Raw genomic sequence first — 24620 nt, forward strand, 5'->3', positions numbered from 1 at the left:
AAACCCACCCCCACAATCCCTCTACCACCACTAGGGCATTATTAAACACCCCAACCCCCACATGGCCGCTTAATACTCCTCCTCGGGCTGAGGGTCTCCGCCCGCCCCGCGCCCTTTCCTACCCCTGCCGGGCGCTCACTTTCTCGCACACGGGCAAAGCCAATTGGCCGCTTCTGCCGCGTCCTTCTCGGTCGGCGGCTGCTGCCCCGCCGTCCCCACTGCCTGCCAAGATATCGCCCCCGGGCTGCCAACCGCGTTGCCGCTGTCGTCGTTGGGCTGACACCGGGTAGCGGCGCAGCGCCTGGATCGAAGAAGGATCGTTATCGGCAAGACCGCAGTCCAGAGGGGAGAGGCCGGCCAAGGCGGATTTGAGCCGGATTGGTCGAGAGAGAGGGCCGCCCGGTTCATTCCCGTTCCGCTCTCCTCGAGGTTTTCTCCATGCTTGATGTTTCTTCGAAGACTGCCGCTCCGGCAGTGCCGCTTCCGCTTGTCTCATCCCCGGCTGTCGAACCAGCTGCCGCCATCCACAGCGCGGCGCAGTTTCTTCTGCCCCATCTCGAACGCGGTCAGCGCGTCGACGCCTCGAGCCGCATCCGACCAAGCTGGTTCAATCGGCGGCGATGGCATCCGTTGCTCCGCCGAAGCCGAGCTACCGGCCGATTCTTCCTGCCAAGGTTGTCAGCGACGGCCTCTTGTCCGACGCGCAGCTAGAAACAGTCATCTATGCCGGCGAGGCCCATTCGGAGTTCCTCGCCGGTTCCTGGATGGTGGACGAGACCTTCGATCTTGTCTCTGCCGCGCGCGACGATGCCGCGCACGCCGTGCGATTCCGCCGGGGCTTCATGCTCGGCGACGGGACGGGCGCCGGCAAGGGCCGCCAGTCGGCCGGCATCATCCTGGATAGTTGGATGCAGGGCCGCCGCAAGGCGGTGTGGATCTCCAAATCCGACAAGCTGATCGAAGACGCCCAGCGCGACTGGTCTGCTCTCGGCATGGAGCGCCTGCTGGTCACGCCGCTGTCGCGGTTCCCGCAGGGCAAGGCCATCCGCCTCGATCAAGGGGTCCTATTCACCACCTACGCCACGCTGCGCTCCGACGAACGCGGTGAGAAGGTCTCGCGCGTGCGGCAGATCGTCGAATGGTTGGGCACCGAATTCGACGGAGTGATCATTTTCGACGAGAGCCACGCCATGCAGAACGCCGCAGGCGGCAAGGGAGAACGCGGCGACGTCGCCGCCTCACAGCAGGGACGCGCCGGGCTCCGCCTCCAAAACGCCCTGCCGAACGCCCGCGTCGTCTATGTCTCGGCGACGGGCGCAACCACCGTCCACAACCTCGCCTACGCGCAGCGTTTGGGCCTGTGGGGTGGTGAGGATTTGCCCTTCGCGACCAGGGCCGAATTTGTCGAGACGATCGAGGCCGGCGGCGTTGCCGCCATGGAAGTGCTGGCCCGAGACCTTCGCGCACTCGGTCTCTACACGGCCCGATCGCTCTCGTACGATGGTGTCGAATACGAGCTGGTCGAGCACCAGCTTACCTCCGAGCAGACCCGCATCTACGACGCCTATGCCGGAGCGTTTAGCGTCATTCATAACAATCTCGACGCCGCAATGCGGGCCGCCAACGTCACAGGCGAGACCGGGACACTGAACCGTCAGGCAAAGTCGGCTGCACGTTCGGCTTTCGAGAGCACGAAACAGCGCTTCTTCGGGCATTTGCTCACCGGCATGAAGACGCCGACCCTGATACGCTCGATCGAGCGCGATCTCCATCAAGGCCATGCCGCCGTCATCCAGATCGTCTCGACCGGCGAGGCACTGATGGAACGGCGCCTCGCGGAAATTCCAACCGAGGAATGGAACGACGTTCGCGTCGACATCACGCCGCGCGAATATGTCCTCTCGTATCTGCAGCATTCCTTCCCCGTGCAACTCTACGAGCCGTTCACCGACAGCGAAGGCAATTTGTCGTCACGTCCGGTCTATCGCGACGGCCAGCCCGTCGAGAGCCGCGAAGCGGTCGCCCGCCGCGATCGCCTCATCGAGCAACTCGCTTCACTGGCCCCCGTCCCGGGGGCACTCGATCAGATCGTACAGCGCTTCGGCACCGACCTCGTAGCGGAAGTGACAGGCCGGTCGCGCCGCGTCGTTCGCAAGACCAGCACTCGAGGCATCGATCGCCTTGTCGTCGAAAACCGCGCCGGATCGGCCAATTTCGCCGAGGCACAGGCATTCATGGATGACTGTAAGCGCATATTGGTGTTTTCCGACGCCGGTGGCACTGGCCGCAGCTATCACGCTGATCTCACTGCGAAGAACCGCCGCCTTCGAGTTCACTATCTGCTTGAGCCGGGCTGGAGGGCCGATGCCGCCATCCAGGGCTTGGGGCGCACCAACCGCACGAACCAGGCGCAGCCGCCGCTGTTCCGGCCGGTTGCGACCGATGTGAAGGCTGAGAAGCGCTTTCTCTCGACGATAGCCCGGCGGCTCGACACATTGGGCGCCATTACGCGCGGCCAGCGCCAGACCGGCGGTCAGGGCCTATTTCGCCCTGAGGACAATCTGGAGTCGCACTATGCCCGCGACGCGCTGCGGCAGCTTTACCTGCTGCTGGTTCGCGGCAAGGTGGACGGCTGCTCACTCCAGATGTTCGAGGAAGCGACCGGCCTCACACTGACGGAGTCCACCGGCATCAAGGACGAGCTGCCACCGATCACGACCTTCCTCAATCGGCTGCTGGCGCTTACCATCGCACTTCAAACCGTCCTGTTTACAGCCTTCGAACAATTGCTAAATGCGAAAATCGAGGGCGCCATTGCCTCCGGTGCCTACGACATCGGCTTGGAAACACTGCGTGCCGAGAGCTTCGTCGTCACCGAGCGACGCGTCATCCATGTCCATGCGGCCACCGGTGCGGAAACGCGACTGCTGACCATCGCCCAGCGCAAGCGCAATCGACCCGTTTCACTTGCCGATGCCCTTGCCCAGCTTCACGATCCCCGCGCGAAGCTCCTGGTCAACAACCGATCCGGCCGCGCCGCCGTACAGGTGCCAGCGCCCGCACTCATGCTCGACAACGGCGAGATCGAATGGCGCGTCCGGCTGATCCGGCCGATGGAGCACCATCAGGCCTCATTGAAGATGATGGCGGAGAGCCACTGGGTTGAGGCTGAGCAGGCTGCGTTCGCTGACGCCTGGAGTGCCGAGACGGCTGACGTGCCCGAGTTCACGGACAGCACTATCCATGTCGTTGCCGGCATGCTGCTGCCGATCTGGAAGCGTCTGCCTAGGGAATTCTCACGTGTGTACCGGCTCCAGACTGACGATGGCGAGCGCATCATCGGTCGTCAGGTCCCGCCAGCATGGATCGCGGGCGCACTGGCAACAAGCTCGCCTTCGATCACAGCCAGTGATGCTTTCGTTGCGCTACTGGGCGGTCGAACGATCCTCGACCTCGCTGATGGTCTGCAGCTTCGGCGCAGCCGCCTCATGGGCGTTAGCCGAATCGAGCTGACGGGCTTCAACGACACAATGCGCGACCGTCTTTCGGCTTACGGCCTCTTCCGAGAGATCATCTCCTGGAAGCTGCGCATGTTCGTGCCCGCCGACGCATCTGGACCCGCAATTCTGGGCAAGTTGCTGAAGGGCTATCCAGTCCAGCGCATCGACACGCGGGAGGGTGCGTGATGGCCCGCCACGATGCGTCAGAACTGGCGCACCGCCTCGGCCAGCAGGCTGAGGCGGTTTGTCGCTACTATCTTTCGAACGGGCATCGCGAGGGCCGCTACTGGCTTGTCGGCGATGTGCAAAACACGCCGGGCCGCTCAATGTTCGTGCGTCTCGTCGGGTCAGCGAACGGAAAAGGAGCAGTCGGCAAGTGGGCCGATGCGGCGACTGGCGAGCATGGCGACCTTCTAGACGTCATCCGCGAAAGCCGCGGCTTCAGCAACTTCAAGGACGTTGCGAATGAAGCAATGACATTTCTCGGCTTGCCGCATCCCGAACCAGAGCAGATTTCTCCCCGGCCGAAATCGGTAGACACGCCATCCGGATCATCGGAGGCAGCGCGTCGGCTGTTTGCGATGTCGCAGCCGATTGCGGGTACGGTCGTAGAGGCGTATCTGCGCAACCGCAGTATTACCGCTTTGCACGGGACCGGAAGCCTGCGTTTTCACCCGCGCTGCTACTACCGGCCCGACGAACACGCGCCGACTGAGACCTGGCCGGCGATGATCGCTTCCGTCACCGATCTCGACGGCCATTTGACTGGCGCACATCGCACCTGGCTTGATCCTTCCGGCAGGGGCAAGGCATCGGTCGGTACGCCGAGGCGCGCGATGGGCGATCTTCTCGGTCACGCGGTTCGCTTTGGCCTGCCGGGCGACGTCATGGCGGGCGGCGAAGGCATCGAGACCGTCTTGTCGCTTCGGTGCATCCTGCCCGATATGGCTATGGCAGCGGCACTTTCGGCCGCCCATCTTGCTGCCATGCTGTTCCCCCTCACGCTGAGACGGCTCTACATCGTGCGCGACGCCGATCCAGCCGGTAACGGCGCGCGTGACACCTTGATCGAAAGAGCGAATGCTGCCGGGATCGAGCCGGTCGTGCTCTCGCCGGCACTTGGGGACCTCAACGAAGATCTCTGTACGCTAGGCGTGGATGCCGTTCGAGCAGCAGTCCGTGTTCAGCTCGCCCCGCAGGACATCACCCGTTTCATGGCAGTGGCGGGATAACTCGGAACGAAACAATCTGTCCGCTGTCGCTTGCATCGCTTGGATGCTCCTGAAGTCGGAGAGAACCGCGCCTGCGGGCCTTCGAGAGGGCGATCGGCCAGCAAACGACCCGGACCCGCAATGTCTTCGGCCGACTATTTTCCGGCGCGCTCCCCAAGGGAGCGCTTTCCATCGCGAAGCAAAATAGCCGGCCTTCACCCTCCTCCGCTGACACTCCGGCCCTTCGCTTCGCTGCGGGTGCAGGTCCGTCCCGTCCGCCGGCTTCCGTCGCCATGAAGGCCGCGAGGGTCGCGGTCCAACCGGCGGAGCATCCAATGAGCGAGCATGACGACTACGAACCACAGCACTCGTCTTCACCCATCGACCACGTCCTCACCGAACTCCAGCTCTATGGCTACCGACCCTTCGCGGATGAGCCTGATCCTCGACCGCTTCCAGAGGGCCACTGCGTCGCCGGCGCGATCGCCGACATCTTCGACGCCCTCATCGTGGCACTGCAAGACACTCGCCTCGAGCCCGATCTCGACGATCTTCTGTGGTCGACCGTCAACATCTTTCACCGCGCCGCAGATCGGATCGAGCGCGAACTCGACCACAACGAGCAGGCGCAACGCCGCAGCCAGCGTGAGCAGGACGGCAGCGAAGTGAAATCCGTCGAGCTGGAACGCCTGACGGCCGAAGGGCAGACGCTGATCGAACGCCAAAGCGCCTTCGAACTGATGCGTGATCAGGCCGCGGATCACTACGAGCGCCACACCGGATCGAGTTGGCGACCGCGCAGCGGATCGATGGTCAACCACCGCAACATGACCTCTGCGCTGATCGACAGCCGCGACTTTCTCAGCGCCAAGAAACGCGCCTCGCAGGAAGTCCTTCTGCCACCTGGCCCGAAAATCGCCTTCACCGCTGGGCTCGACTTCAATGACCACCAGCTGATCTGGGCCAAGCTCGACCAGGTCCACGCCAGGCATCCCGACATGGTCTTGATGCATGGGAAATCGCCGAAGGGTGGCGAAAAGATCGCCTCCTGTTGGGCAGACCACCGCAAGGTACCCCAAATCGGCTTTGCCCCTGATTGGACAAAGCATGCCAAAGCCGCCCCGTTCAAGCGCAATGACGCAATGCTGGAGGTACTGCCGATAGGCGTCATCGTCTTTCCCGGGACCGGAATTCAGGACAATCTTGCAGACAAGGCAAAGAAGCTCGGCATCCCAGTCCTCGACTTCCGCCCCAAGGGAGGCGGCGCGTAAGCGCTGCCCGCCCCTACCTTTTTTCGATTGTACGATACGGCCGCGGTCGGGCAGCGCATACTGTATTTGCAGCTCGCTGGAGTGCTTGGCCCGGGATGCCGTATCTCCGGCTCCCGGCGCCGCCCGTCTTTTGCGATACTCAAGTCCGCGCGCTCTAGCAAAGGCGCGCGACGCCGTCACGCTTGCCGTCAACGTTTCAGCTGCGTCGCAGCTGGCATCACAGCTGCGAATAACGACGCCCGTTCAACCGAACAGGGCTGGATCTGGGCGAACTCACAGAACAACCGGCGTGGGCAGGATGCTTTTTTCTGACCGGCCGTCACATTGTTAGCGTTGTCGCTGACACGGCATCGCGCGACGCACAGTTCGAATCCACCACGGCGTGCCGTCTCGTTCCAAAGATAGCGGATATCCGGTGATGCACGTCAGCCGTGACTTTGACCATCACGTGCGTGTCTTAAGCGCGGTGCCGACAACAGCTTGCGACTTCGCGATGCCTGTACAGAGGAGCATCGACGCCGGTGATCGTCGTAGCCGGGATTTCGCCAGCGACGGTATCGCCAGGTTCTCCGTTGATGTCTCTATCTGGTGGGCCGCTCCAAACGGCCTCTTTAATGGGCTGATCTGGCCGAAGGTCGGCTGCGCCTCGATCGCCTAAGCCGCAATGGCGCCGATCGACTTTCTTCCCCTGCCGGCTGCGCCGTCATTCCTCGCCAAACAACAAAGTCGCTTGGCTGCCATCCTCCGCTGGCGCTGCGGTCGCAAGCGATGCGGCGTCGATCGCCTCCGGCCCGCCGATCGCCATCGAGGCCGCAATGGTGCGGGCTCGAAACAGAGTTCAAGGAGAAAACTCATGGCGATAATCGGAACCTTCAAGAGGACCGGCAACAACGAGTTCACCGGCGAAATCGTCACTCTCTCGCTCCAGACCAAGAACGTCCGGGTCGTGCCCGAGACCAACCGCTCTGGCGACAGCGCCCCCAGCCACCGTGTCTTCGTCGGGCGGGTCGAGATCGGCGCCGCATGGTCCAAGCGCTCCAATGACGGCCGCGACTATCTCGGCGTGAAGCTGGACGATCCGAGCTTCGCTGCTCCGATCTACGCCAACCTCTTCAACGATGAAGAAGGCGAAGGCTACAGCCTCATCTGGTCGCGCCCCAACGGCCGCCGCAACGCGGAGTAAGGCCCCGACCAAGGCTCCGCCCGGACGAACAGGGCGGGGCCGTCCTCCTTTTCACGACAAGATGAGCGCAGTCGCTGCGCAACCAGCTCCGTCGGACTTGGGGCGACTACCTGTCGTGTTCGCGACTGGAGACTTCATTCCTGCATGTTGCCTCGCCGATCATCGAAAATTCGCGGTGTTTCCCGCGTCAACTCACGGTGCCGATTTTCTGATCAACTCGCATGGGTCCACATTCAGCGCAGTTGCGATCCTCCCAAGAACACTGATGCTGGCCGAGACCCGAGCGCGCTCGATCGATCCGACGTAACGCATGCTCAGTCCAGAGCGGGCGGCCAGTTCCTCCTGCGTCACGTTCTGGTCATGGCGCAGACGACGCATGTTGGCCGCCATGATCTCCTTGAGATTCATGAAGGATTAGGGACCAGAAAGGGAACTATCGTTCTAGGAATGATCGTTCCTATTCGCTATGATTGGTGCTCGATCTAAAGGACGGCTCCTTCGAGATCGCGATCAAAATATGAACGGTCAAATACCATGCTTAAACCGCTGCTCGATCCTGATGCCGCCGACATTGCGCCGGATGCCCCGGTCCTGACCGGCTATGACGAGGAGCGTCTGCTCACCTACATTCGCCTCCTTGACGCGGCAGCGGAAGATGCCGATTGGCGAGAGGTGGCCAGGATCGTCTTGCATATAGACCCGGAGCAGGAGCCGGAACGAGCGTTCCGGTCCTGGGAGACCCATCTTGCCCGCGCGCGATGGATGACGACCAGCGGCTACCGATATCTTCTCGCTGGCGGCGCTCCGCACTGACGCGGGCCGGCGCTCCACTTTGCTGAGTCAGCATAATGGTTTGCCGACTCTCCAACTATTCAACTTCCTTATCCGCCGGGAATGTTGATGCCGACGCCTCACATCCGGGTACGCGGAGAGGACAGGAACAGTGCAAGGCGATTGGACCGATCCGGCGGCGTATGCACACATGTGCAGCTACCAGGCTACGGAGTTCGCTGCCGAGTATCTGATCCGGAATGACGAATTCGTGGCAGAGTGCAGCCAGCTTGCATCGCAACTCGCTGGTTCTGGAGAACCTGCCGGTCAGCCCGATCTCGCCGCCCGTTGGGGCGCGCGATTTCAAAACTGCCGGTGCCGGACTTCCGAAAGCTGACAATATCATCTGGACGGAACAGGCCTCGCCGCGCGTGCTCCGGGTCATGCGGGTATCTGCATCCCATCAAACAGTTCGACCTTCCAGCCTTGCCGGAGCCAGCGTTTGGCCGCAGGACGAAGGCCTTCACATTATTTGGTCTACCTTAATTGGGAAAAGTCATCTCGTCGCTGATGACCGCGCAGGTGAATTCAACGCTATCCTTCTGCCGCTCGATGCTGCATTCGATACGCGGCTCGATGCAGCGCGCCGGTTCTGGCGCGCACTGAACGGCCGGGCAGCCAGTCCATCTTACGGCGCGCTGCCGCAACAGACCAAGACCAGGCATATCCTCAATTTACGCGCACATGATGGTCACCGCACGGGTGCAACCTATCGTCAGCTCGCGGAGGTGCTGTTTTCGCAAGAGCCGATTGTGCCGCGAGATTGGCGTGATCATCACCTCCGCCACAAGGTCCGAGCTATCTTACGCCGTGCAGCTTTTTTAGTCGCCGGCGGCTATCGCGATCTTCTCTTCTACCCCCACAACCGCAGCGAAAAGTCCGGCCGCCGAAGTCCTTCTTCGGGGTAGCAAAAACGCGCCCCCCAATCTTTGCCCTCCCTCGCCTTTCCTCATTTCGATCATGGTCCACTTCGCGCGTCCCGGCAGGCCAGGACGACAGCAGAACCGAATGGAGATCGAGCGATGTCGAAGGGTCCCGCGGACGCGCCCCAAAAGTATTTGCGCACGAAGGAGGCAGCACCCATCGTCGGGCTCTGCGCCCGCACACTCGAAAAGCACCGGACCTACGGCACCGGCCCAAAATACCGAAAGGTCGGCGGGCGCGTTCTCTACGACATCAACGACCTGCACGCCTGGATAGAGCTGGGCGCACGCACCTCCACCAGCGATGCCAACGCGACCTATGTTCCGCCGGCAAAACCCCATGCAGCCCGCGCGCCCGCCTATGTCGGCAGGCGCGACCGCAGCTCCTGATCTGTGGCGCACCGAAAATGCAGTATCGCGAGACCGTTCAGCAGCAATTTGCGCTGCCTCATGTCCCCTCATCCGGCTTCCCTCCACCCGGCACGCGGGACGTCGTGGCGTGGCAGCTCGTCTTGTTGGTGAAATCCCGCCACCTGACACCGATCCACTCTCATGCGCGCGAAGAATCGACCTGCGTTGAGGCGGCAGGTGTGCACGGCATGGCAACGATTTGGAACGCTGCCATCCTGGTCTGGGCTGCGTCGCAAACCATCCACGCGCAAGCCAGGAGATTGCAACCGCGCCGCCTGGTAGCGGCGAAACAGCAGCAAACGCTGACCTTCATGTCGCCGCGTAAACGGCGGCACGTCCACAGCCGGATAGCCGCACGCGAGCAGCCGAGTCCATACACGGCCAAGCGTCGTAAAACTTGCCTGCTGCGCCCCGGGATCGGGTCATGAGCAAGCGCACAAAGATCATCGCCACGATGGTTGGCGGCGTAGTGCTCGCCGCGGCGCCGGCATGGATTAGCCATCCGCCGCTGTCCATCTGGAATGCATCGGCGAGCATCCCCGTCGGGCTCTATCGCGTCCAGCCGGCCGACAAAATCGGTATTGCCAATATCGCCGTCATCATGCCGCCCGAGCCATTGGCGGCCTTCATGGCAAGACGCGGGTATCTGCCGAAAAATGTGCCGCTCCTGAAGCGTATTTTGGCACTCGGGGGCGCAACCGTCTGTCGCCAAGGCACAACCATCATCGTCAACGGCAAGACGTATGGACATGCGCGCGAGCGTGACAGGCGCGGTCGAGCCCTGCCCATCTGGCAGGGCTGCCGCGACATTGCCGAGGCCGACGTCTTCCTTATGAACCCGGGTGCAGCCGACAGTTTTGACAGCCGCTATTTCGGCCCGCTCCCGCTCTCATCGATCGTTGGCCGTGCGGTTCCCGTCTGGACCACGGAGCGCACCACTCCGGTGCTGGATATCACCAACGATCCCCTTGCTAGCGAGCCGTGACGGCTCGGCTCGGCGCGCACTAACACCCATGAAAGGAGCACTGCAATGACCCAGATCGGAACCTTCACGCGCAATGATGACGGCTTCTTCGGCAATCTCTCCACGCTAACAATCGAGGCGAAGATTGCCATTCTGCCTGCCGAGAAATCCAAAACCGAAAACGCGCCCGACCATCTGATCTATTGCGAAGGGATGGCGGTCGGTGCGGCTTGGGACCGCGCCGGAGACAAGGCTGGGGATTACCTCTCCGTCTCAATTGACGACCCGTCCTTTACGCAGCCGATCCGCGCCAAGCTGTTCCGGTCCGATGCAGAGAACAGCGTCTGGAGCCTGCACTGGAACCGATCATCGAAGCGCGACGGGCGAGGCTGAACAGATGCTTCTGGAGCCCTTCGACGAATCTTTCTCGGCAACCCTTTTGATCCATTGCGCGCCGGTCAAACCCTTCGACCCGACCGCCCGCGACGCAGCCCAGAGGGGGCCTGACACTTGCTTGTGGTTGCGGACGCCGATTTCATCACAGTTTTGGCAAAGCCGGTTCGATCGGCGAGCCCCTGCCCTTAACGGAAGCGAACACCGTCGCAGGCTGGCGGCGCATCGGTTCTGCGGTCTGCGGGATGCAGCCCACAGAGGCATGACGACGTTTGCCGCATGTGTCATGCTTGGCTTCGTGGCGCCCGAAACTGGTGCAGCGGCTTCCTCTCATGGTGAACGGCCGGCGCACTCCGAGTCGACGATCTTGTCGGCTGGCCCGTGGTCGCGGCATATTCGAGAAGCGTCAAAACGCTTCGCCATTCCAGAGCGGTTGCTGCGCGGCGTCATGCATGTTGAGAGCGTCGGCGATGTTCGTGCGCTTTCAAGCAAGGGCGCAATGGGCTTGATGCAGATCATGCCGGCGACGTGGGAAGAACTGCGCATCAAATACCGTCTCGGTGACGATCCCTATCAACCGCGTGACAACATTCTTGCAGGTGCAGCATATCTTCGCGAAATGCTCGACAGCTTCGGGCGCAGCGGCTTTCTTGCCGCTTACAATGCCGGTCCTGGTCGGTACACGGAACATCTCTTAACCGGCCGTCCGCTGCCACGCGAGACGGTCGACTACGTCAGGAAACTCGCGCCGCTGCTCGATGGTGCAGTTCTCAGTCCGCGGCGCGCGCGGCAAGGAAGGGGCAGAGCCAGCTCGCTCCGTGCAACGATCTTTGCGCATCCCCATGACATTCGGAACGCCACTGCATCGGATGGCAATGGTTATGGCGAGACGATCTTTGCGGCGATTCATTCGTCCGCAATGGGGTCGCCAATGGGCAATCCTGTTGCGGACCTGACCGCGATCGAGCCACGGCCGAGTGAAACCGATTTCCAATCGAACCACGCTGTTTCCGGCCTATTCGCTCAACCCTCTTTAGCCATATCGCGATGATCGCCACGTTCCTCCTCAATTGCATTCCGGCCTGTTCCGTCGCGGAAATTGCGGCGGAAGGGTTGGCTGTGGATGAGAACAGAGAGATTGGCAGGATAAAGGGCCGCGAGGTGCGGCTCGGTTCGGCCGATTGTTTTCCTTACGATTTTCGTCTCATTTCGCAATGTGCTGGCACAATCAGCGATGTGCGCTATTCCCAATTTTTCAGTCTTTCAATGGAAACCGCACCTCGTGGCCGTCTAGCATGAAGCGTGACGATAGCTTTCGCGTCCGCCCCGGTCGCATCCGCTCCCGCGCCGGCCAGCGCGCACGACCCTTCATCTTCCAGGCTCTTGCGGCCACACAGCGCGCCGGCGGGCACCTTACACGCGAGGGTCGGATCACCTCCCCGCGAGCTTCAACGTTTGGCCGCGGCAGGTCAGCGAGCATCCGCGCCAGTCGCCTCATCTCTGACAGCTCACGCGGCGCCGTCGTCAAGACCCGTGTGGTACGGCAGTTCAGAGGGTCTGCGCCACTCGCCACCCATCTCAAATATCTTCGCCGCGAAGGTGTTACACGTGACGGTGAGAAGGCGAGGATGTTCGGTCCCGACACCAAAGATGCAGATCATGACGCCTTCTGCGACCGCTGCAAGGATGATCGGCATCACTTCCGTTTCATCGTTTCGCCGGAGGATGCAATGGAGCTCGGCGACCTCAAGAACTTCGCTTGTGACCTGATGGTCGACATGGAGCGCGACCTCGGCACGAAGCTCGACTGGATAGCCGTCGATCACTGGAACACCGAACATCCGCACGTTCACATCCTCGTTCGCGGCGTTGCCGACGATGGCGAGAGCCTTGTCATCTCGCGCGACTACATCCGCCAGGGCATGCGCGATCGGGCGAGCGACATTCTCACCCAGACGCTTGGGCTCCGCACGGACCTCGACATCCGCCAGGCCATCGAGCACCAGGTCGACACTGAGCGCTGGACGCAGCTCGATCGCCAGCTTGTTCGTGACGCCGACCGTCATGGTATCATTGATCTCGCGCCACACCCTGATCGCCGGCCCGACGAGTTCCTGGGGCTAAAAGTCGGCCGGCTGCGGCAACTGGAAAGCCTGGGCCTCGCGAACGAGATCCGTCCCGGCCAGTGGATGGTGGTCGAAGAGGCCGAGGCCACTTTGCGCACCCTCGGTGAACGCGGCGACATCATCAAGCGCATGCACCGCAGCCTCACTGTGCATGGGCTAGAAAAAGGGACGGCCGACTATGTGCTGGCCGCCGAAAAGATTGATGCGCCCGTGATCGGCCGACTGCTCGAACGCGGCCTTGATGACGAACGGCGCGGCGCGGCCTATGCCATCGTCGATGGCATTGATGGACGCACGCACCACATTCGCTTCCATGACCCTGATGTGGCCGGAGACTCCGACCCGGGCTCGGTCGTGGAGTTGTGCCGCGATGCGAGTGCAAATGGCGGTGGCCGGGTCACGCTCGCGGTCCGCTCCGACCTCTCAATCGAACAGCAGGTCCATGCTTCCGGCGCGACTTGGCTCGATCGCCAACTCGTTGCACGCGAGCCTGCCGAATTCGGTGACGGCGGCTTTGGCAGGGACGTAAGACAGGCACTGCAAGATCGGGTCGACCACCTTGTCAGCCGCGATCTGGCCAGGCGCGAGGGACAGCGCGTCATTCTTGTGCGCAATCTGATCGATACTCTACACGATCATGAGGTGGAATCGCTCGGTGCCCGCCTCGCCGCCGAGACGGGCCTCTCATTCACGAAGGCTGCCAACGGCGATCATGTGGCTGGGATTTACCGGCGGCGTTTCTCGCTGGCTTCAGGCCGGCTCGCGATGATCGACAATGGGCTCGAATTCAAGCTCGTGCCCTGGTCGCCGTCGCTCGAAAAGCGATTGGGTAATCAAGTCATCGGGGTCGTGTGCTCGGATACGGGGGGCGTGGATTGGAACCTGGGAAAGAAGCGCGGCATCGGGCTATGAAGGTTACAGGCGTATGCTCTGATGCTGGGAAGCCAGCACGGTCGCACATTCTATTTGTACCCGCACAGTGAAGCGCCGATTGCCTGGCAAAAAACAGGGACTTTGCGCATCCTCGATTCAGTCTGGCGCCCGCGATCGCGGCACTGGCGCTGTTTGCCTTCGTCTATCATTGGAACAGCTATCTGTGGCCGCTGACAGTTTTGCAAGGCAATGCAGAGGATTATCCGATCGTCATTAGCCTCAGCCGCTTGCTCAGCTACAACAGAGGCGCCCTCAATACAGGACTTGTCATGGCCGGCGCCACGCTCGCCGTGCTGCCGCCATTGATGCTCTTCGCCTTCCTGCAGCGCTTCTTCGTGGATTCGATCGTCGGCTCGGCGGTCAAGGGATAATGGACCAGCGCGGCGCTCTGTGCTAAGGTGTACACAGATCAACACAGGACACCGCTATGGCCGCTAGCACCACTATGACAATTCGCGTCAGTCCCGATGTAAAGGAAAAGCTCGACCGGATCGCAACCGACACCCGGCGTAGCAAGTCGTTCCTCGCAGGTGAAGCCGTCGCAGCGTATGTCGATCGCGAGCTTGAAATCATTGAAGGTATCAAGCGCGGCCTTGCTGATGTCGAAGCTGGGCGCATCGTGTCTCATGATAAGGCTATGGCAGAAATTTATGCTGCGATTGATGCCGGCACGGGCCGCAAGGTGTGACGCGAGCCGTTCAGTGGTCTCGCGGTGAGCTGGACGACATCAAGGAACAGATCGCCTATATCTCGCAGGATAATCCGCGCGCTGCGCGCCTGGTAGCAGACCGGATTCTGGACGCAGGGGCCGCGCTTGGGGAAATGGCAACCGGGCGACCCGGCCGTGTATCCGGCACCTATGAAAAGCCTGTGAGTCGCCTGCCCTACATCATCGCTTATGCCGTGACCGCCAAGGGCGGCCGGGAAAGCATTTCAATTTTGGGGGGGATCCACGCAGCGCGCGGTTGGCAGGACGAGGAATGGCCGAACTGAGCGAAATCTCGCGACGAAAGGGCTTTAATCGCGAGCGGATTTGCTGCCACCAATTTTGACAGCAAGCTGCCGGGTATTGCTCCCGAGTTTAACCGGAGACCTGGGTGGGAGCATATACGTCGAGCACGTTCTGAGTTTCGTCCGTTCGCAATGAGTTATGGCTACTAACGATCTGGCAAAACCACGATTCAGTCGGCGGTCAGCACGACCTTGACACTCTGTGAACGGTCGGCGGCAAGACGGAACGCGTCTGGGGCGGCGGAAAGCGTGCGCTCCGCCGTCACCAGCTTGAGGACATCCACCTCCCCCGAAACGATGAGATCGACCGCCCGGCCGAACTCCGTGCCGAAGCGGAAGGTGCCTTTGAGGTCGATCTCCTTGGCCATCACCGCATTGGCAGGCAGCGGGATCTGGCCACCGGGAAGATTGCCGACCTGGACCACCGTGCCGCCGCGCCGGACACTGGCGATCGCCGCGGCAAGGCCGGCGGCAGTGCCTGAAATCTCGAACGCCACATCAAGCGAACCGCCGGCAGCAAGCGCCTGGAGCTCGGCGTCGCCGCTGGAAAGGTCGATCGTCCTGTCGGCGCCAAGCCGGCGGGCGAAGGCGAGCGGAGCGGCGGCGATATCGGCGACCGTAAGCTCAGCGCAGCCGGCAAGCCTGGCCGCGAGCATGGCCAAGAGACCGATGGGGCCGGCACCGAACAGGATGACGTTGCGGCCCCTGATGTCGCCCGCCCGCGCGATGGCGTGCAGGCTGACCGCCAGCGGCTCGGCAAGTGCGGCCGCCTGGTAGGCCACATCAAATGGAACCTTGAAACATTGCGCGGGCGTGGCGTCGAACAGGCTGGCGAAGCCGCCCTGCATATGCGGCGTCTTCGATGCCGAACCCATGAAATAGATGTTTTCGCAGAGATTGGCGCGGCCTTCCAGGCATCGCGCGCAATGCCCGCACCAGCGCGACGGATTGACCGCGACGTGGTCGCCGACGCCCAGACCGGGCGCGGCGCCGTTGATCTCGACGATTTCGCCTGAGATTTCGTGGCCGAGGACAAGCGGCGAAGTGACGACGAAGTCGCCGGTACGGGCATGGCGGAAATAATGCAGGTCGGAGCCGCAGATGCCCCCTGCCCCAAAGCGCACCCGCACCATACCTGGTGCCAGCGGTTCAAGCGGACGCTCCACGACGCGCAGGTCCTGCGGGCCGAACAGCGTCGCGGCAATCACCTGGCCGCTCACCGGATCAAGCCCATCTCGGTCGGCAGCCAAAGCGTGATGGCGGGTATGAAGGTGATCAGAAGCAGTGCCACGATAAGCGGCACCAGCCACGGCAGGATCGCCATGGTGGTGCGTTCGACCGAGAGTTTGGCGACGCGCGACAGCACAAAGAGCACCATGCCGAGCGGCGGGTGCAAAAGCCCAATCATCAGGTTGAGCGTCATGATCAGACCGAAATGCACCGGGTTGATGCCGTAGACGGCGGCGACCGGCAGCAGGATCGGCACCAGAATGGTGATCGCGGCGATCGTATCGAGGAAGCAGCCGACCACCAGCATCAGGATGTTGACCAGGATCAGGAAGACCCACTTGTTTTCGGTGAGCGCGAAAATGAAGTTCGAAAACAGCTGTGCTGCCTGGCTGACGGTGAGCAGCCAGGCGAAGATCGATGCGGCGGTAACGATGAACAGCACCGACGCGGTCGTTTCGATCGTGTCGAAGCTGGCCTTGGCAAGCAAACGCAGCGTCATCGTGCGGTAGCGCACCAGCCCGAGGAAAAGCGACCAGATCACGGCCGCCATCGCCGCTTCGGTCGGCGTGAACCAGCCCATCGTCATGCCGCCGATCAGGATGACCGGCGTCATCAGCGCCATGACCGCAGAGAAATCGAAATACCAGTCCGCCACGATCAGCACCAGCAGCGCTATGCCGACCGCGATATTGATCGACAGGCCAAGCTGCACCAGCACATAGCAGCCAATCGGAAAGGCAGCCACCACCAGCACCTCGCCCGCCGCTTCGGCCAGCCGCCGAAGCTCGAAGGACGTGTCGGAGCCCCAGCCGCGCCTGTAGGCGAAGATGGCGACCGTGATCATCATCAGCACGGTCATGACCACGCCGGGCAGGATGCCGGCCATGAACAGCGCACCGATCGAGACATTGGCCATCATGCCATAGATAACGAAGGGCAGCGAGGGCGGAAAGATCGGCCCGAGCGTGGCGGAAGCGGCGGTGACGCCAACCGCGGCGTCGATAGGATAGCCGTGGTCCTTCATCGCCTTGATCTCGATGGTGCCGATGCCGGCGGCGTCGGCGAGCGCGGTGCCCGACATGCCGGAAAAGATCACCGATCCGATGATGTTGACCTGCGCCAGGCCGCCTTTCATCCAGCCGACCAGGGCAAGGGCGAACGAATAGATGCGCCCGGTGACGCCGGCGATGTTCATGAGGTTGCCGGCCAGGATGAAGAACGGAACGGCGAGCAGCGGAAAGCTCTCCACCCCGGCGATCATGCGCTGGGCCGCGATGATATCGGGCGCGACGCCATAGATGACGAGGTAAAGGATCGACGCGGCCGCCATCGAAACGGCGACCGGCACGCCGATGAGCATCAGGACAAGAAAGCCCCCGACCAGAAGCAGCATCGCTCAGACCCCCGCCGTCTCGAACGCACCAGGACGCTCGAGCACCGAATAGCCGCGCCGGTAATTGCCGATGAAGACCTGGATCGAGCGCAGAAACATCAGCACGAACCCGGCCAGTACGGCGTAGAAGAACCAGCGGCGCGGCAGGTTGACGGTGACCATGCGCTCATGCGCCACGATCGTGACGTAGCGCCACATCAGCCAGGATCCGTAGGCGAAGAATGCGATGCGGATAACATCGACGGCGAGCGCCAGCCAGCGGCCGACGCGCTCCGGCAGATAGTGGTAAAGCACGTCGACATGGATATGACGCGAAAGGCGCACGCACATGGCGGCGCCCAGAAAAACGACGACGACGAGCGCGTTGATGGCGATCTCCTCGGTCCAGGCAAGGCTGTTGTTCAGCGCATAACGGGTGAAGAACTGCAGGAAGACACAGACGACCATGCCCCAGAAAACGGCAAGCGTAATCCAGTCCTCGACGCCGTGGTCCGACAGGTCGACGTGTACCGGCACCTCCTCGAAGGCGTGCGCTATCTCTTCGACGGTGATCTCGGTGTGGTGTTCCTCGGCCATCGGCGCGGGCTCCCGAAGCTGGTGGGTCGTCAAGGATTGAAAAGGCCGTCCGGCGCAATTTGGAGCCGGACGGAACGGCAGGTTAAAGCAGCAAATCCGATTGCCGCTCTGTCTTCTTGATTAAGCACCCGATTTACCGGTGCCCTACTTGATGGCGCGGATCGCTTCCCAATCGGACTTGTTGTAGCCGAACTCCTCGAAGGTGACCTTCTCCAGGACATTCTTCTCGAAATCGGCGCGGTCGACATCCGTTACGGTGATGCCGCGGTCCTTAAATACCTGCACCAGTTCCTTTTCGCGGGCGACGATCTTTGCGGTGGCGCGGGCGGCAGCCTCCTGCATCACCTCGGTGAAGATCTTCTTGTCCTCATCGGAAAGCGAGGCCCAGCGCGACGCCGATATGATGGTGTTTAGATGATCGACGATATGGCCAGTGAGCACGATGTTCTTCTGCACCTCGTAGAATTTCTTCGCCTCGATGGTGGTCAGCGGGTTCTCCTGGGCCTCGACCGTGCCGTTCTGCAGGGCCAGGTAGACCTCAGCGAAGGCAATCGGCGCGGTGTTGGCGCCGCAGGCACGCGGCATGGCCAGATAGGCGGGCACGTCGGGAACGCGCATCTTCAAGCCCTGCATGTCGGAGCATTTGGCGATCGGACGGTTCGAGGTGGTCTGCCGCGTCCCGTAATAGGTGGTGGCGGCGATATGATTGCCGGTCTTGTCCTCATAGCCCTTGGTCAGGGCCTTGTAGACGTCGCTCTTGGTGTATTTCAGCAGATGGTCGGCATCGCGGAAAGTGTATGGGAAATAGGTGACGCCGATCGGTGGGTATTCGCGCGCCGCGAAGCTCGATCCGGAAATGATGATGTCGACGGTGCCGAGCATCAGGCCCTGGTTGATGTCCGCTTCCTTGCCAAGCTGCGAGGCCGGATAGACGTCGATGGCGTAGCGGCCCTGGGTGCGCTTCTTGATTTCGTCGGCCGCCCACACGGATTCGGTGTGGAAGGGCTCCGTCGTCTCGTAGACATGTGCCCATTTCAGGACCGTTTCCGCCGAGGCCGACGCCATGGGTATGGCAATTGCGGCGATCGCACCGAGCAGAACTGCGTATTTTCTCAGCATCTAATTCCTCCCTGGTTGAACTTGACGGCCGGATCTCCCCCCGGCCAACTGCTATTCCGCAACCTCCTTGGCAGCGGCTCTCTCATCGAAATTGCGTGAGAATCTGATTTGCGACTGGCGCAGATGCTGCTGCATGGCGGCCTTGGCCCGCTTGGGGTCGCGCGCGGCAATTGCATCGCGCACGGCACGATGTTCCTTTGCCGCGACCTGCCAGGAATCGCTGGTCTCGAAATAGATCGACAGGCGTTCGAAGTACGGGTTCATGCGCTGGTCGAAAAGCTCGCCGATGAAGCGCACCAGCACCGCGTTCTCGAGAATGCCGGCGACAGCGGTGTGGAATTCCCGGTCGAGCGCAATGGTCATCTTGTTGGGGTGACGCATGGCCTCCATCCGGCGCAGCACGTCGTCGAGCCGTTCGATATCTGCAGGCCGGACATGGAGGGCCGCTTCGGCGGCGATCGCGCCTTCGACGAATTCGCGCGCGCGCAACAGCTCGAACGGGCCTTCCTCGACTTCGGGTTCGGAGGCGGCGGCGCTCGGCGGATCGGTGACGTAGATACCCGAGCCGACGCGGATGCGTATGCGGCCTTCGACCTCCAGCGCTATCAGCGCTTCACGGACTGTCGGGCGGGAAATTCCGAGCTGATCGGCCAGATCCCGCTCGGTTGGCAGGCGGTCGCCGACGGAAAACTCGCCGGCATCGATCAGCTGCCTGAGCTGATCGGCGACCTGTCGGTAAAGCCGGCGTGGTTCAACGGCCTGGATCGGCATGCGCGTTTAGTTCCCTCCCGGGCCAACCCTGGTACATTGGTCTGACCCATTGACCGCAGCTTAGACAGAGCATGCGGAGAGTCAAGCTCGATAGAACCGCGGCCCGCACAACCGGAACGCGGCGGCATTGCGCAAGCATTCCATGCGTCAGCGCCGTCCTCCGCGAATGACCAGGACGTTCCCGGCGGCGACGAGGACGAGCCCGATGATCGCGTACGCAGTCCAGGCATAGCCTTCCAGCGCCGTGGAGATCAAAAGCGCAAAGACGGGAAATATGACGGTCGCATAGCCGGCGCGGGCGCCGCCAATGCGTCCGAGCAGCGTCAGGTAGGCGGCGAAAGCCACGACGGTCGATATGACGGCGAGGAAGACCAGCGAGCCGATATAAGAGGCCGTCGTCGCGAACACGAACGGCTCACCAAGCAGGAAGGCCAGGAAAGTCGACCACAGAGTGCCATAAAGCATGCCCCAGGCGCTCGTTGAAACGAGCGGCAGGCCGCGGCGCTGGTTTGCGACGGAGACGAGATTGCCGACGCAGAAGCTCAGCGTGCCGCAGAGGCACAGAAGAAGGCCCACCAACGTGCCGCCGGAAAGCCCGTTGGCGGCGATTTCGGGAAAGAACATCAGCGCTATTCCGGCGAAGCCGATGAGGCCGCCGGCGAGAATGCGCGGCGCCGGGCGCTCGCCGATGACCAAGGCACCGAGCAGCATGTTGATTACCGAGGCGAGCGAGAAGACGACCGAGAGCAAGCCGCTGACGAGATAGCCGGCGCCATAATAGAAAAACAGGAAGTTCGACGAGAAGATGAGGATGCCGAGCACTGCAAAGCGCAGATGATCGGTGATCGAAAAGCGGAGACGCCGGCCGGAAAAACCTGCCCAGGCAAACATCAGCAGCGTGGCGATGGCGAAGCGCCAAACCAGATTGACCTCGTTCGACACGCCGCTGCCGACCTGAAGCTCGATCGCGAACCACGATGCGCTCCAGGCAATGACCGTCAGCGCGTAAAGCCCGTAGTCGACGGGTTCGAAGGGGCGGTCGCGCGTCGGCATGCGCATTTCCGCGTTAGCCGGCTCCGGGGCGTCGTTTGGTTCTCTGGTTACCGACATGCTGGCCAAGACGCTTCCGCTCACAAGACGTTTACAGACCAACCGTCCGCCTTCGCCGCTTCTGGCCCCAGACGACGAGACCGAGCAACAGCAGAGCCGGAATGGCGAACCAATAGCGCGACGTCCGTTCCGCCGGGACTAGCACCTGGTTGATTTCGTCGCCGGGCTGCAGGCCGAATTTGGCCGCCTGGCTGCCCAGTCGCACGACGCCGACCGTCACGCTATCGCCAAGCGCACTGACGTCCAGGCCCGCAGCCTTCAGGCGTTCGGCCGATGAATTTGCAGGCCCGAGCTGCAGCCGAACCAGCTTCGATATCTCATCGCCGTTGAGGTTCAGTGTCGTCAGGCGCAAGCGAACCGCGCCTCCCTCGGCCGTCTCGTCGACGATACGGCTGAGTTCGGTGGCGGGTACTGCCCGATACGGTTCACTCACCTGATCGAGCAACAATCCTGGCCTGAACAAGATGAAACAGGCCACAAGCAACGCAATCGTCTCGTACCAGCGGTTGCGCACGAGCATCCAATTCTGCGTCGCTGCTACAAACGAGACCATGGCCAGCGTCGATGTCACCACCATCGCGACGAAATCGAACGGACCTTCGAGATCGATCATCAGCAGTCCGGTGTTGAAGATGAAGATGAACGGCAGCAGGCCGGTACGGATCTCGTACTTGAAGCCCTGAATGCCGGTCTTCACCGGATCGGCGCCGGAAATTGCCGCAGCAGCATAAGCCGCCAGGCCCACTGGCGGCGTCACATCCGCCATCAGCCCGAAATAGAAAACGAACATGTGGACGGCGACCAGCGGCACGGCAAGATCGTTCTGCGCCGCCAAATCGACGATGACCGGCGCCATCAAGGTGGCGACGACGACATAGCTTGCAGTGGTCGGCATGCCCATGCCGAGAATGATGCAGATCACCGCGGTGAACAAAAGCATGACGATGAAGCTGCCGCCCGAGATGAATTCGACCAGTTCGGTCATCACCAGCCCGATGCCGGTGAGCAGAACCGTGCCGACGATGATGCCGGCCGTCGCAGTGGCGATGCCGACCGTCGTCATGTTGCGTGCGGCGGCGGACAGGCCACCGACCAGATCGTCGAAACCGTGAAGCCAATGCTGCGCCAGCGCGCGGTCCTTGCGGAAAAAGGCGGTGAGCGGCCGCTGCGTGACGATCAGCGCCATAAGGGCGACAGCGCCCCAGAATGCCGACAGGCCGGGCGACAACTCCTCCACCATCAGGCACCAGATCAGCAGGATCACAGGCAGCAGAAAATGCAGGCCGGTGCGCGCCGTCTCGCCGAAGTGGGGAATCCTGACGATCTCGCCCTCCAGATCCTCCAGCGGCAGGTCGGGATAACGCGCCCGGTAGGCGACAAGGCCGATGTAGACGGCGATGAGCGCAGCAGTGATCATCCAGGTCGCGGCCGCGCCGAAAACGATCTTCGTCCAGCCAATGCCGTAATAGACAAGCCCTGCGAGGACGATGAAGCCGCATATGCCCATCAGCCCGCGCAGCGCACCCTGAAATGCGGAGTGCGTGCTGCGTGACGGCAGGCCCTTCATCCCCGTCTTCATCGCCTCGATATCGACGATGTAGAACAACGAGCCGTAGGTCAGCAGCGCCGGATAGAAGGCGTGCTTGACCACCTCGGCATAGGAGATGCCGACATATTCCGCGATCAAGAACGCGGCGGCGCCCATCACCGGAGGCATCAGCTGACCATTGACGCCGGCCGCGCATTCGATGGCGCCCGCCTTCACCGCAGAATATCCGACCCGTCGCATCAACGGGATGGTGAAGGTTCCGGTGGTCACGACATTGGCGATCGACGACCCGGAAATCATGCCGGTCAGGCCGGAAGCCACGACACCGGCCTTGGCCGGACCGCCGCGGTATTTGCCGAGCAGCGAGAAGGCAAGCTGGATGAAAAAGCCGCCAGCGCCGGCGCGCTCCAGCAATGTTCCGAACAGAACGAACATGAAGACGACGTTGGTGGACACACCGAGGGCAACACCGAAGACCCCCTCCGACGTCAGCCACATCTGCGAGGCTGCGCGCGATAACGTCGCGCCCTTGTGGCCGAGCAGGCCAGGTAGGTGAGGCCCGGCGAAGATATAGATCAGCATGATCGCCGCGATGACGGTGATGGCAGGCCCGACCGCGCGACGCGCGGCCTCGAGCAGGATGAGGACGCCGGCGATCGAGACGACCAGGTCAGCCGTAGTAGGAAGGCCCGGCCGATGGGCGATATCGCTGTAAAAGACCAACAGATACAGGGCGGACGCCGCCCCGGCGATGCCTAGCACCCAGTCGGGCAGCGGCACCCGGCTGCGCGACGAGGTCTTGAAGGCCGGAAACGTCAGCATCGCCAGAAACAGGGCGAAGGCCAGATGGATGGAGCGGGCGATGCCGTCGCTGACGACACCAAAATTGAGCATGAACGGAAGGGGCGAGGCATACCAGAGCTGGAACAGCGACCATGCCAGCGATACGCCGAGGATCAGCTTCGCGGTGCGGCCGGTCGGCTTGCGCCCACCGGTGTCGGCCTCGGCGACGATCTCGCTAAGCTTGTCAATGTCGATAACGGGTTGGTCAGGCCCTGCCGCCCGCTGGCTTTGATCTGTCATCGTTCCCCACAATTATTTGCGATGCGAGGCGCCTGTGGCGCCTGGCATTGAAGGCCTCAGAGCCAGCCCTTCTCCTTGTAATAGCGCTCCGCGCCCGGATGCATTGGCGCCGACAGACCGGTCTTGATCATCTCCTTGGGATCGAGATTGGCGAAAGCCGGATGCAGTTTCTTGAAGTCGTCGAAATTTTCGAAGACCGACTTCACCAGTTCATAGACCACCTCATCGGGCGTGCTGGCATTCGTCACCACTGTCGCGCGGACGCCGAATGTCGTCACGTCGTCCGGATTGTTGGCGTACATGCCGCCCTTGATGGTGGCGACTGAATAGTACGGATGAGCTGCCAACAGCGCGTCCACTGCCGGACCGGTCAGCGGGATGAGTTTGGCGCCACAGGCCGTGGTCGGATCCTGGATCGCGGCGGAAGGATGACCAACGCCGTAGAAGAAACCGTCGATCTTGTTGTCGCACAGCGCGCTGCCCTGCTCGTCCGCCTTCAGCTCCGCGGCAAGCGAGAAATCGCCGAGCGTCCAGCCCATCTGCTTGAGCAACTCTTCCATGGACGAGCGGGTGCCTGACCCGGGATTGCCGACGTTGAAGCGTTTGCCTTTGAAGTCCTCGAATTTGGTGACGCCGGCATCCGGCCGCGCTAGCACGGTAAACGGCTCGGGATGGACGGAGAACACGGCCCGCAGATCCTTGAACGGCTTGCCGTCGAAATTTCCGGTCCCCTCATAGGCCTGGTACTGGACGTCCGATTGGGTCAAGCCGAAATCGAGGTCGCCGGTCTGGATGGAGTTGACGTTGAAGACCGAACCGCCGGTCGACTCCGTCGAGCATCGGATGCCGGTTTTCTGCCGGTCCTTGTTCATCAGTCGGCAAATGGCGCCGCCGACGGCGTAGTAGACGCCGGTGACCCCGCCGGTGCCGACCGTGACGAAGCGCTGCTCGGCTCCGACGGATGGCAGCGCCAGCAGCATGCAGGCCGCCGCGCCGATCAGGGTTTTCATTGAACTGTACATGGTTGCTACC

General features: G+C 62.1%; 26 protein-coding genes and 1 pseudogene. 17 read left to right on the plus strand and 10 right to left on the minus strand.

What is annotated here, in order from left to right:
- Positions 1-492 precede the first annotated feature (492 nt).
- Entirely contained in the window at positions 493-627 is a 135-nt protein-coding gene (locus NKH16_RS14210; protein ID WP_352899906.1) for a hypothetical protein, read from the minus strand.
- Between NKH16_RS14210 and NKH16_RS14215 the strand changes: the two are divergent.
- The 5 genes and pseudogenes from NKH16_RS14215 to NKH16_RS14235 form a co-directional block, all read left to right on the plus strand.
- Positions 585-3686 (plus strand): annotated as a pseudogene (locus NKH16_RS14215) (strawberry notch family protein); the annotation flags it as partial. The gene NKH16_RS14210 and the pseudogene NKH16_RS14215 sit on opposite strands and share 43 nt — an antisense overlap.
- A complete protein-coding gene (locus NKH16_RS14220) occupies positions 3686-4732 on the plus strand; it encodes a DUF7146 domain-containing protein (RefSeq protein WP_352899908.1) in 1047 nt (348 codons plus the stop codon). The pseudogene NKH16_RS14215 and the gene NKH16_RS14220, both read left to right, overlap by 1 nt.
- A 314-nt stretch (positions 4733-5046) precedes the next feature.
- Positions 5047-5982: an SLOG family protein gene (locus NKH16_RS14225; protein ID WP_352452161.1), complete on the plus strand. Its 936-nt coding sequence runs from the start codon at positions 5047-5049 to the stop codon at positions 5980-5982.
- 418 nt (positions 5983-6400) lie between these two features.
- Complete coding sequence (locus NKH16_RS14230; RefSeq protein ID WP_352745687.1) at positions 6401-6640, plus strand: hypothetical protein; 240 nt, start codon at positions 6401-6403, stop codon at positions 6638-6640.
- 195 nt (positions 6641-6835) lie between these two features.
- Positions 6836-7165, plus strand: a complete 330-nt coding sequence (locus NKH16_RS14235; protein ID WP_352452159.1) for a DUF736 domain-containing protein — start codon at positions 6836-6838, stop codon at positions 7163-7165.
- A gap of 192 nt (positions 7166-7357) precedes the next feature.
- On the opposite strand, the gene NKH16_RS14240 is transcribed toward NKH16_RS14235, so the two are convergent.
- Complete coding sequence (locus tag NKH16_RS14240) at positions 7358-7573, minus strand: helix-turn-helix domain-containing protein (protein ID WP_023674290.1); 216 nt, start codon at positions 7571-7573, stop codon at positions 7358-7360.
- A gap of 126 nt (positions 7574-7699) precedes the next feature.
- On the opposite strand from NKH16_RS14240, the gene NKH16_RS14245 reads away from it, so the two are divergent.
- The 12 genes from NKH16_RS14245 (at position 7700) to NKH16_RS14300 (ending at position 14739) form a co-directional block, all read left to right on the plus strand.
- Positions 7700-7978: a DNA -binding domain-containing protein gene (locus NKH16_RS14245; protein WP_352899912.1), complete on the plus strand. Its 279-nt coding sequence runs from the start codon at positions 7700-7702 to the stop codon at positions 7976-7978.
- Positions 7979-8147: 169 nt separating this feature from the next.
- Positions 8148-8333, plus strand: a complete 186-nt coding sequence (locus tag NKH16_RS14250; protein WP_352452199.1) for a transcriptional regulator domain-containing protein — start codon at positions 8148-8150, stop codon at positions 8331-8333.
- 46 nt (positions 8334-8379) lie between these two features.
- Positions 8380-8904, plus strand: a complete 525-nt coding sequence (locus NKH16_RS14255) for a DUF2285 domain-containing protein (RefSeq protein WP_352821393.1) — start codon at positions 8380-8382, stop codon at positions 8902-8904.
- 114 nt (positions 8905-9018) lie between these two features.
- Entirely contained in the window at positions 9019-9309 is a 291-nt protein-coding gene (locus NKH16_RS14260; protein WP_023674287.1) for a helix-turn-helix transcriptional regulator, read from the plus strand.
- A gap of 17 nt (positions 9310-9326) precedes the next feature.
- Positions 9327-9758 (plus strand): replication initiator protein A, encoded by a 432-nt coding sequence (locus NKH16_RS14265; RefSeq protein ID WP_352745685.1) that lies wholly within the window; start codon positions 9327-9329, stop codon positions 9756-9758.
- Entirely contained in the window at positions 9755-10315 is a 561-nt protein-coding gene (locus NKH16_RS14270) for a S26 family signal peptidase (RefSeq protein WP_352452156.1), read from the plus strand. The genes NKH16_RS14265 and NKH16_RS14270 overlap by 4 nt, the downstream gene beginning before the upstream one ends.
- Before the next feature lie 45 nt (positions 10316-10360).
- Entirely contained in the window at positions 10361-10687 is a 327-nt protein-coding gene (locus NKH16_RS14275) for a DUF736 domain-containing protein (RefSeq protein ID WP_023674284.1), read from the plus strand.
- Positions 10688-10949: 262 nt separating this feature from the next.
- Complete coding sequence (locus tag NKH16_RS14280; protein WP_352452155.1) at positions 10950-11738, plus strand: lytic transglycosylase domain-containing protein; 789 nt, start codon at positions 10950-10952, stop codon at positions 11736-11738.
- Complete coding sequence (locus tag NKH16_RS14285; RefSeq protein ID WP_156937256.1) at positions 11735-11986, plus strand: hypothetical protein; 252 nt, start codon at positions 11735-11737, stop codon at positions 11984-11986. The genes NKH16_RS14280 and NKH16_RS14285 overlap by 4 nt, the downstream gene beginning before the upstream one ends.
- The gene (locus NKH16_RS14290; RefSeq protein ID WP_352821396.1) at positions 11983-13725 is read left to right on the plus strand and encodes a relaxase/mobilization nuclease domain-containing protein; all 1743 of its coding nucleotides are present in this window, start codon (positions 11983-11985) and stop codon (positions 13723-13725) included. The genes NKH16_RS14285 and NKH16_RS14290 overlap by 4 nt, the downstream gene beginning before the upstream one ends.
- Before the next feature lie 448 nt (positions 13726-14173).
- On the plus strand, positions 14174-14434 hold the full coding sequence (locus NKH16_RS14295; protein ID WP_352452153.1) for a CopG family ribbon-helix-helix protein: 261 nt from the start codon (positions 14174-14176) through the stop codon (positions 14432-14434).
- Positions 14431-14739, plus strand: coding sequence for a type II toxin-antitoxin system RelE/ParE family toxin (locus NKH16_RS14300; protein WP_352452152.1), 309 nt, complete (start codon positions 14431-14433; stop codon positions 14737-14739). Before NKH16_RS14295 ends, NKH16_RS14300 begins: the two co-directional genes overlap by 4 nt.
- Positions 14740-14927: 188 nt before the next feature.
- On the opposite strand, the gene NKH16_RS14305 is transcribed toward NKH16_RS14300, so the two are convergent.
- From NKH16_RS14305 to NKH16_RS14340, 8 genes are all read right to left on the minus strand, one after another.
- The gene (locus NKH16_RS14305) at positions 14928-15977 is read right to left on the minus strand and encodes an L-idonate 5-dehydrogenase (protein WP_352452151.1); all 1050 of its coding nucleotides are present in this window, start codon (positions 15975-15977) and stop codon (positions 14928-14930) included.
- Positions 15974-17380, minus strand: coding sequence for a TRAP transporter large permease (locus NKH16_RS14310; protein ID WP_352455844.1), 1407 nt, complete (start codon positions 17378-17380; stop codon positions 15974-15976). The genes NKH16_RS14305 and NKH16_RS14310 overlap by 4 nt, the downstream gene beginning before the upstream one ends.
- A 3-nt stretch (positions 17381-17383) precedes the next feature.
- Entirely contained in the window at positions 17384-17956 is a 573-nt protein-coding gene (locus NKH16_RS14315) for a TRAP transporter small permease (RefSeq protein ID WP_352899918.1), read from the minus strand.
- Between the two features lie 144 nt (positions 17957-18100).
- Complete coding sequence (locus tag NKH16_RS14320) at positions 18101-19075, minus strand: sialic acid TRAP transporter substrate-binding protein SiaP (RefSeq protein WP_023674274.1); 975 nt, start codon at positions 19073-19075, stop codon at positions 18101-18103.
- Between the two features lie 51 nt (positions 19076-19126).
- The gene (locus tag NKH16_RS14325; RefSeq protein ID WP_352899920.1) at positions 19127-19846 is read right to left on the minus strand and encodes a FadR/GntR family transcriptional regulator; all 720 of its coding nucleotides are present in this window, start codon (positions 19844-19846) and stop codon (positions 19127-19129) included.
- Between the two features lie 147 nt (positions 19847-19993).
- Positions 19994-20899 (minus strand): DMT family transporter, encoded by a 906-nt coding sequence (locus NKH16_RS14330; protein ID WP_352899922.1) that lies wholly within the window; start codon positions 20897-20899, stop codon positions 19994-19996.
- Between the two features lie 88 nt (positions 20900-20987).
- The gene (locus NKH16_RS14335) at positions 20988-23588 is read right to left on the minus strand and encodes a TRAP transporter permease (protein ID WP_352899925.1); all 2601 of its coding nucleotides are present in this window, start codon (positions 23586-23588) and stop codon (positions 20988-20990) included.
- 56 nt (positions 23589-23644) lie between these two features.
- Complete coding sequence (locus NKH16_RS14340; protein WP_023674270.1) at positions 23645-24598, minus strand: TAXI family TRAP transporter solute-binding subunit; 954 nt, start codon at positions 24596-24598, stop codon at positions 23645-23647.
- Positions 24599-24620 lie beyond the last annotated feature (22 nt).

Origin of the sequence: Mesorhizobium sp. M1307 (genome assembly GCF_040318155.1) — a bacterium.
Classification (GTDB): domain Bacteria; phylum Pseudomonadota; class Alphaproteobacteria; order Rhizobiales; family Rhizobiaceae; genus Mesorhizobium.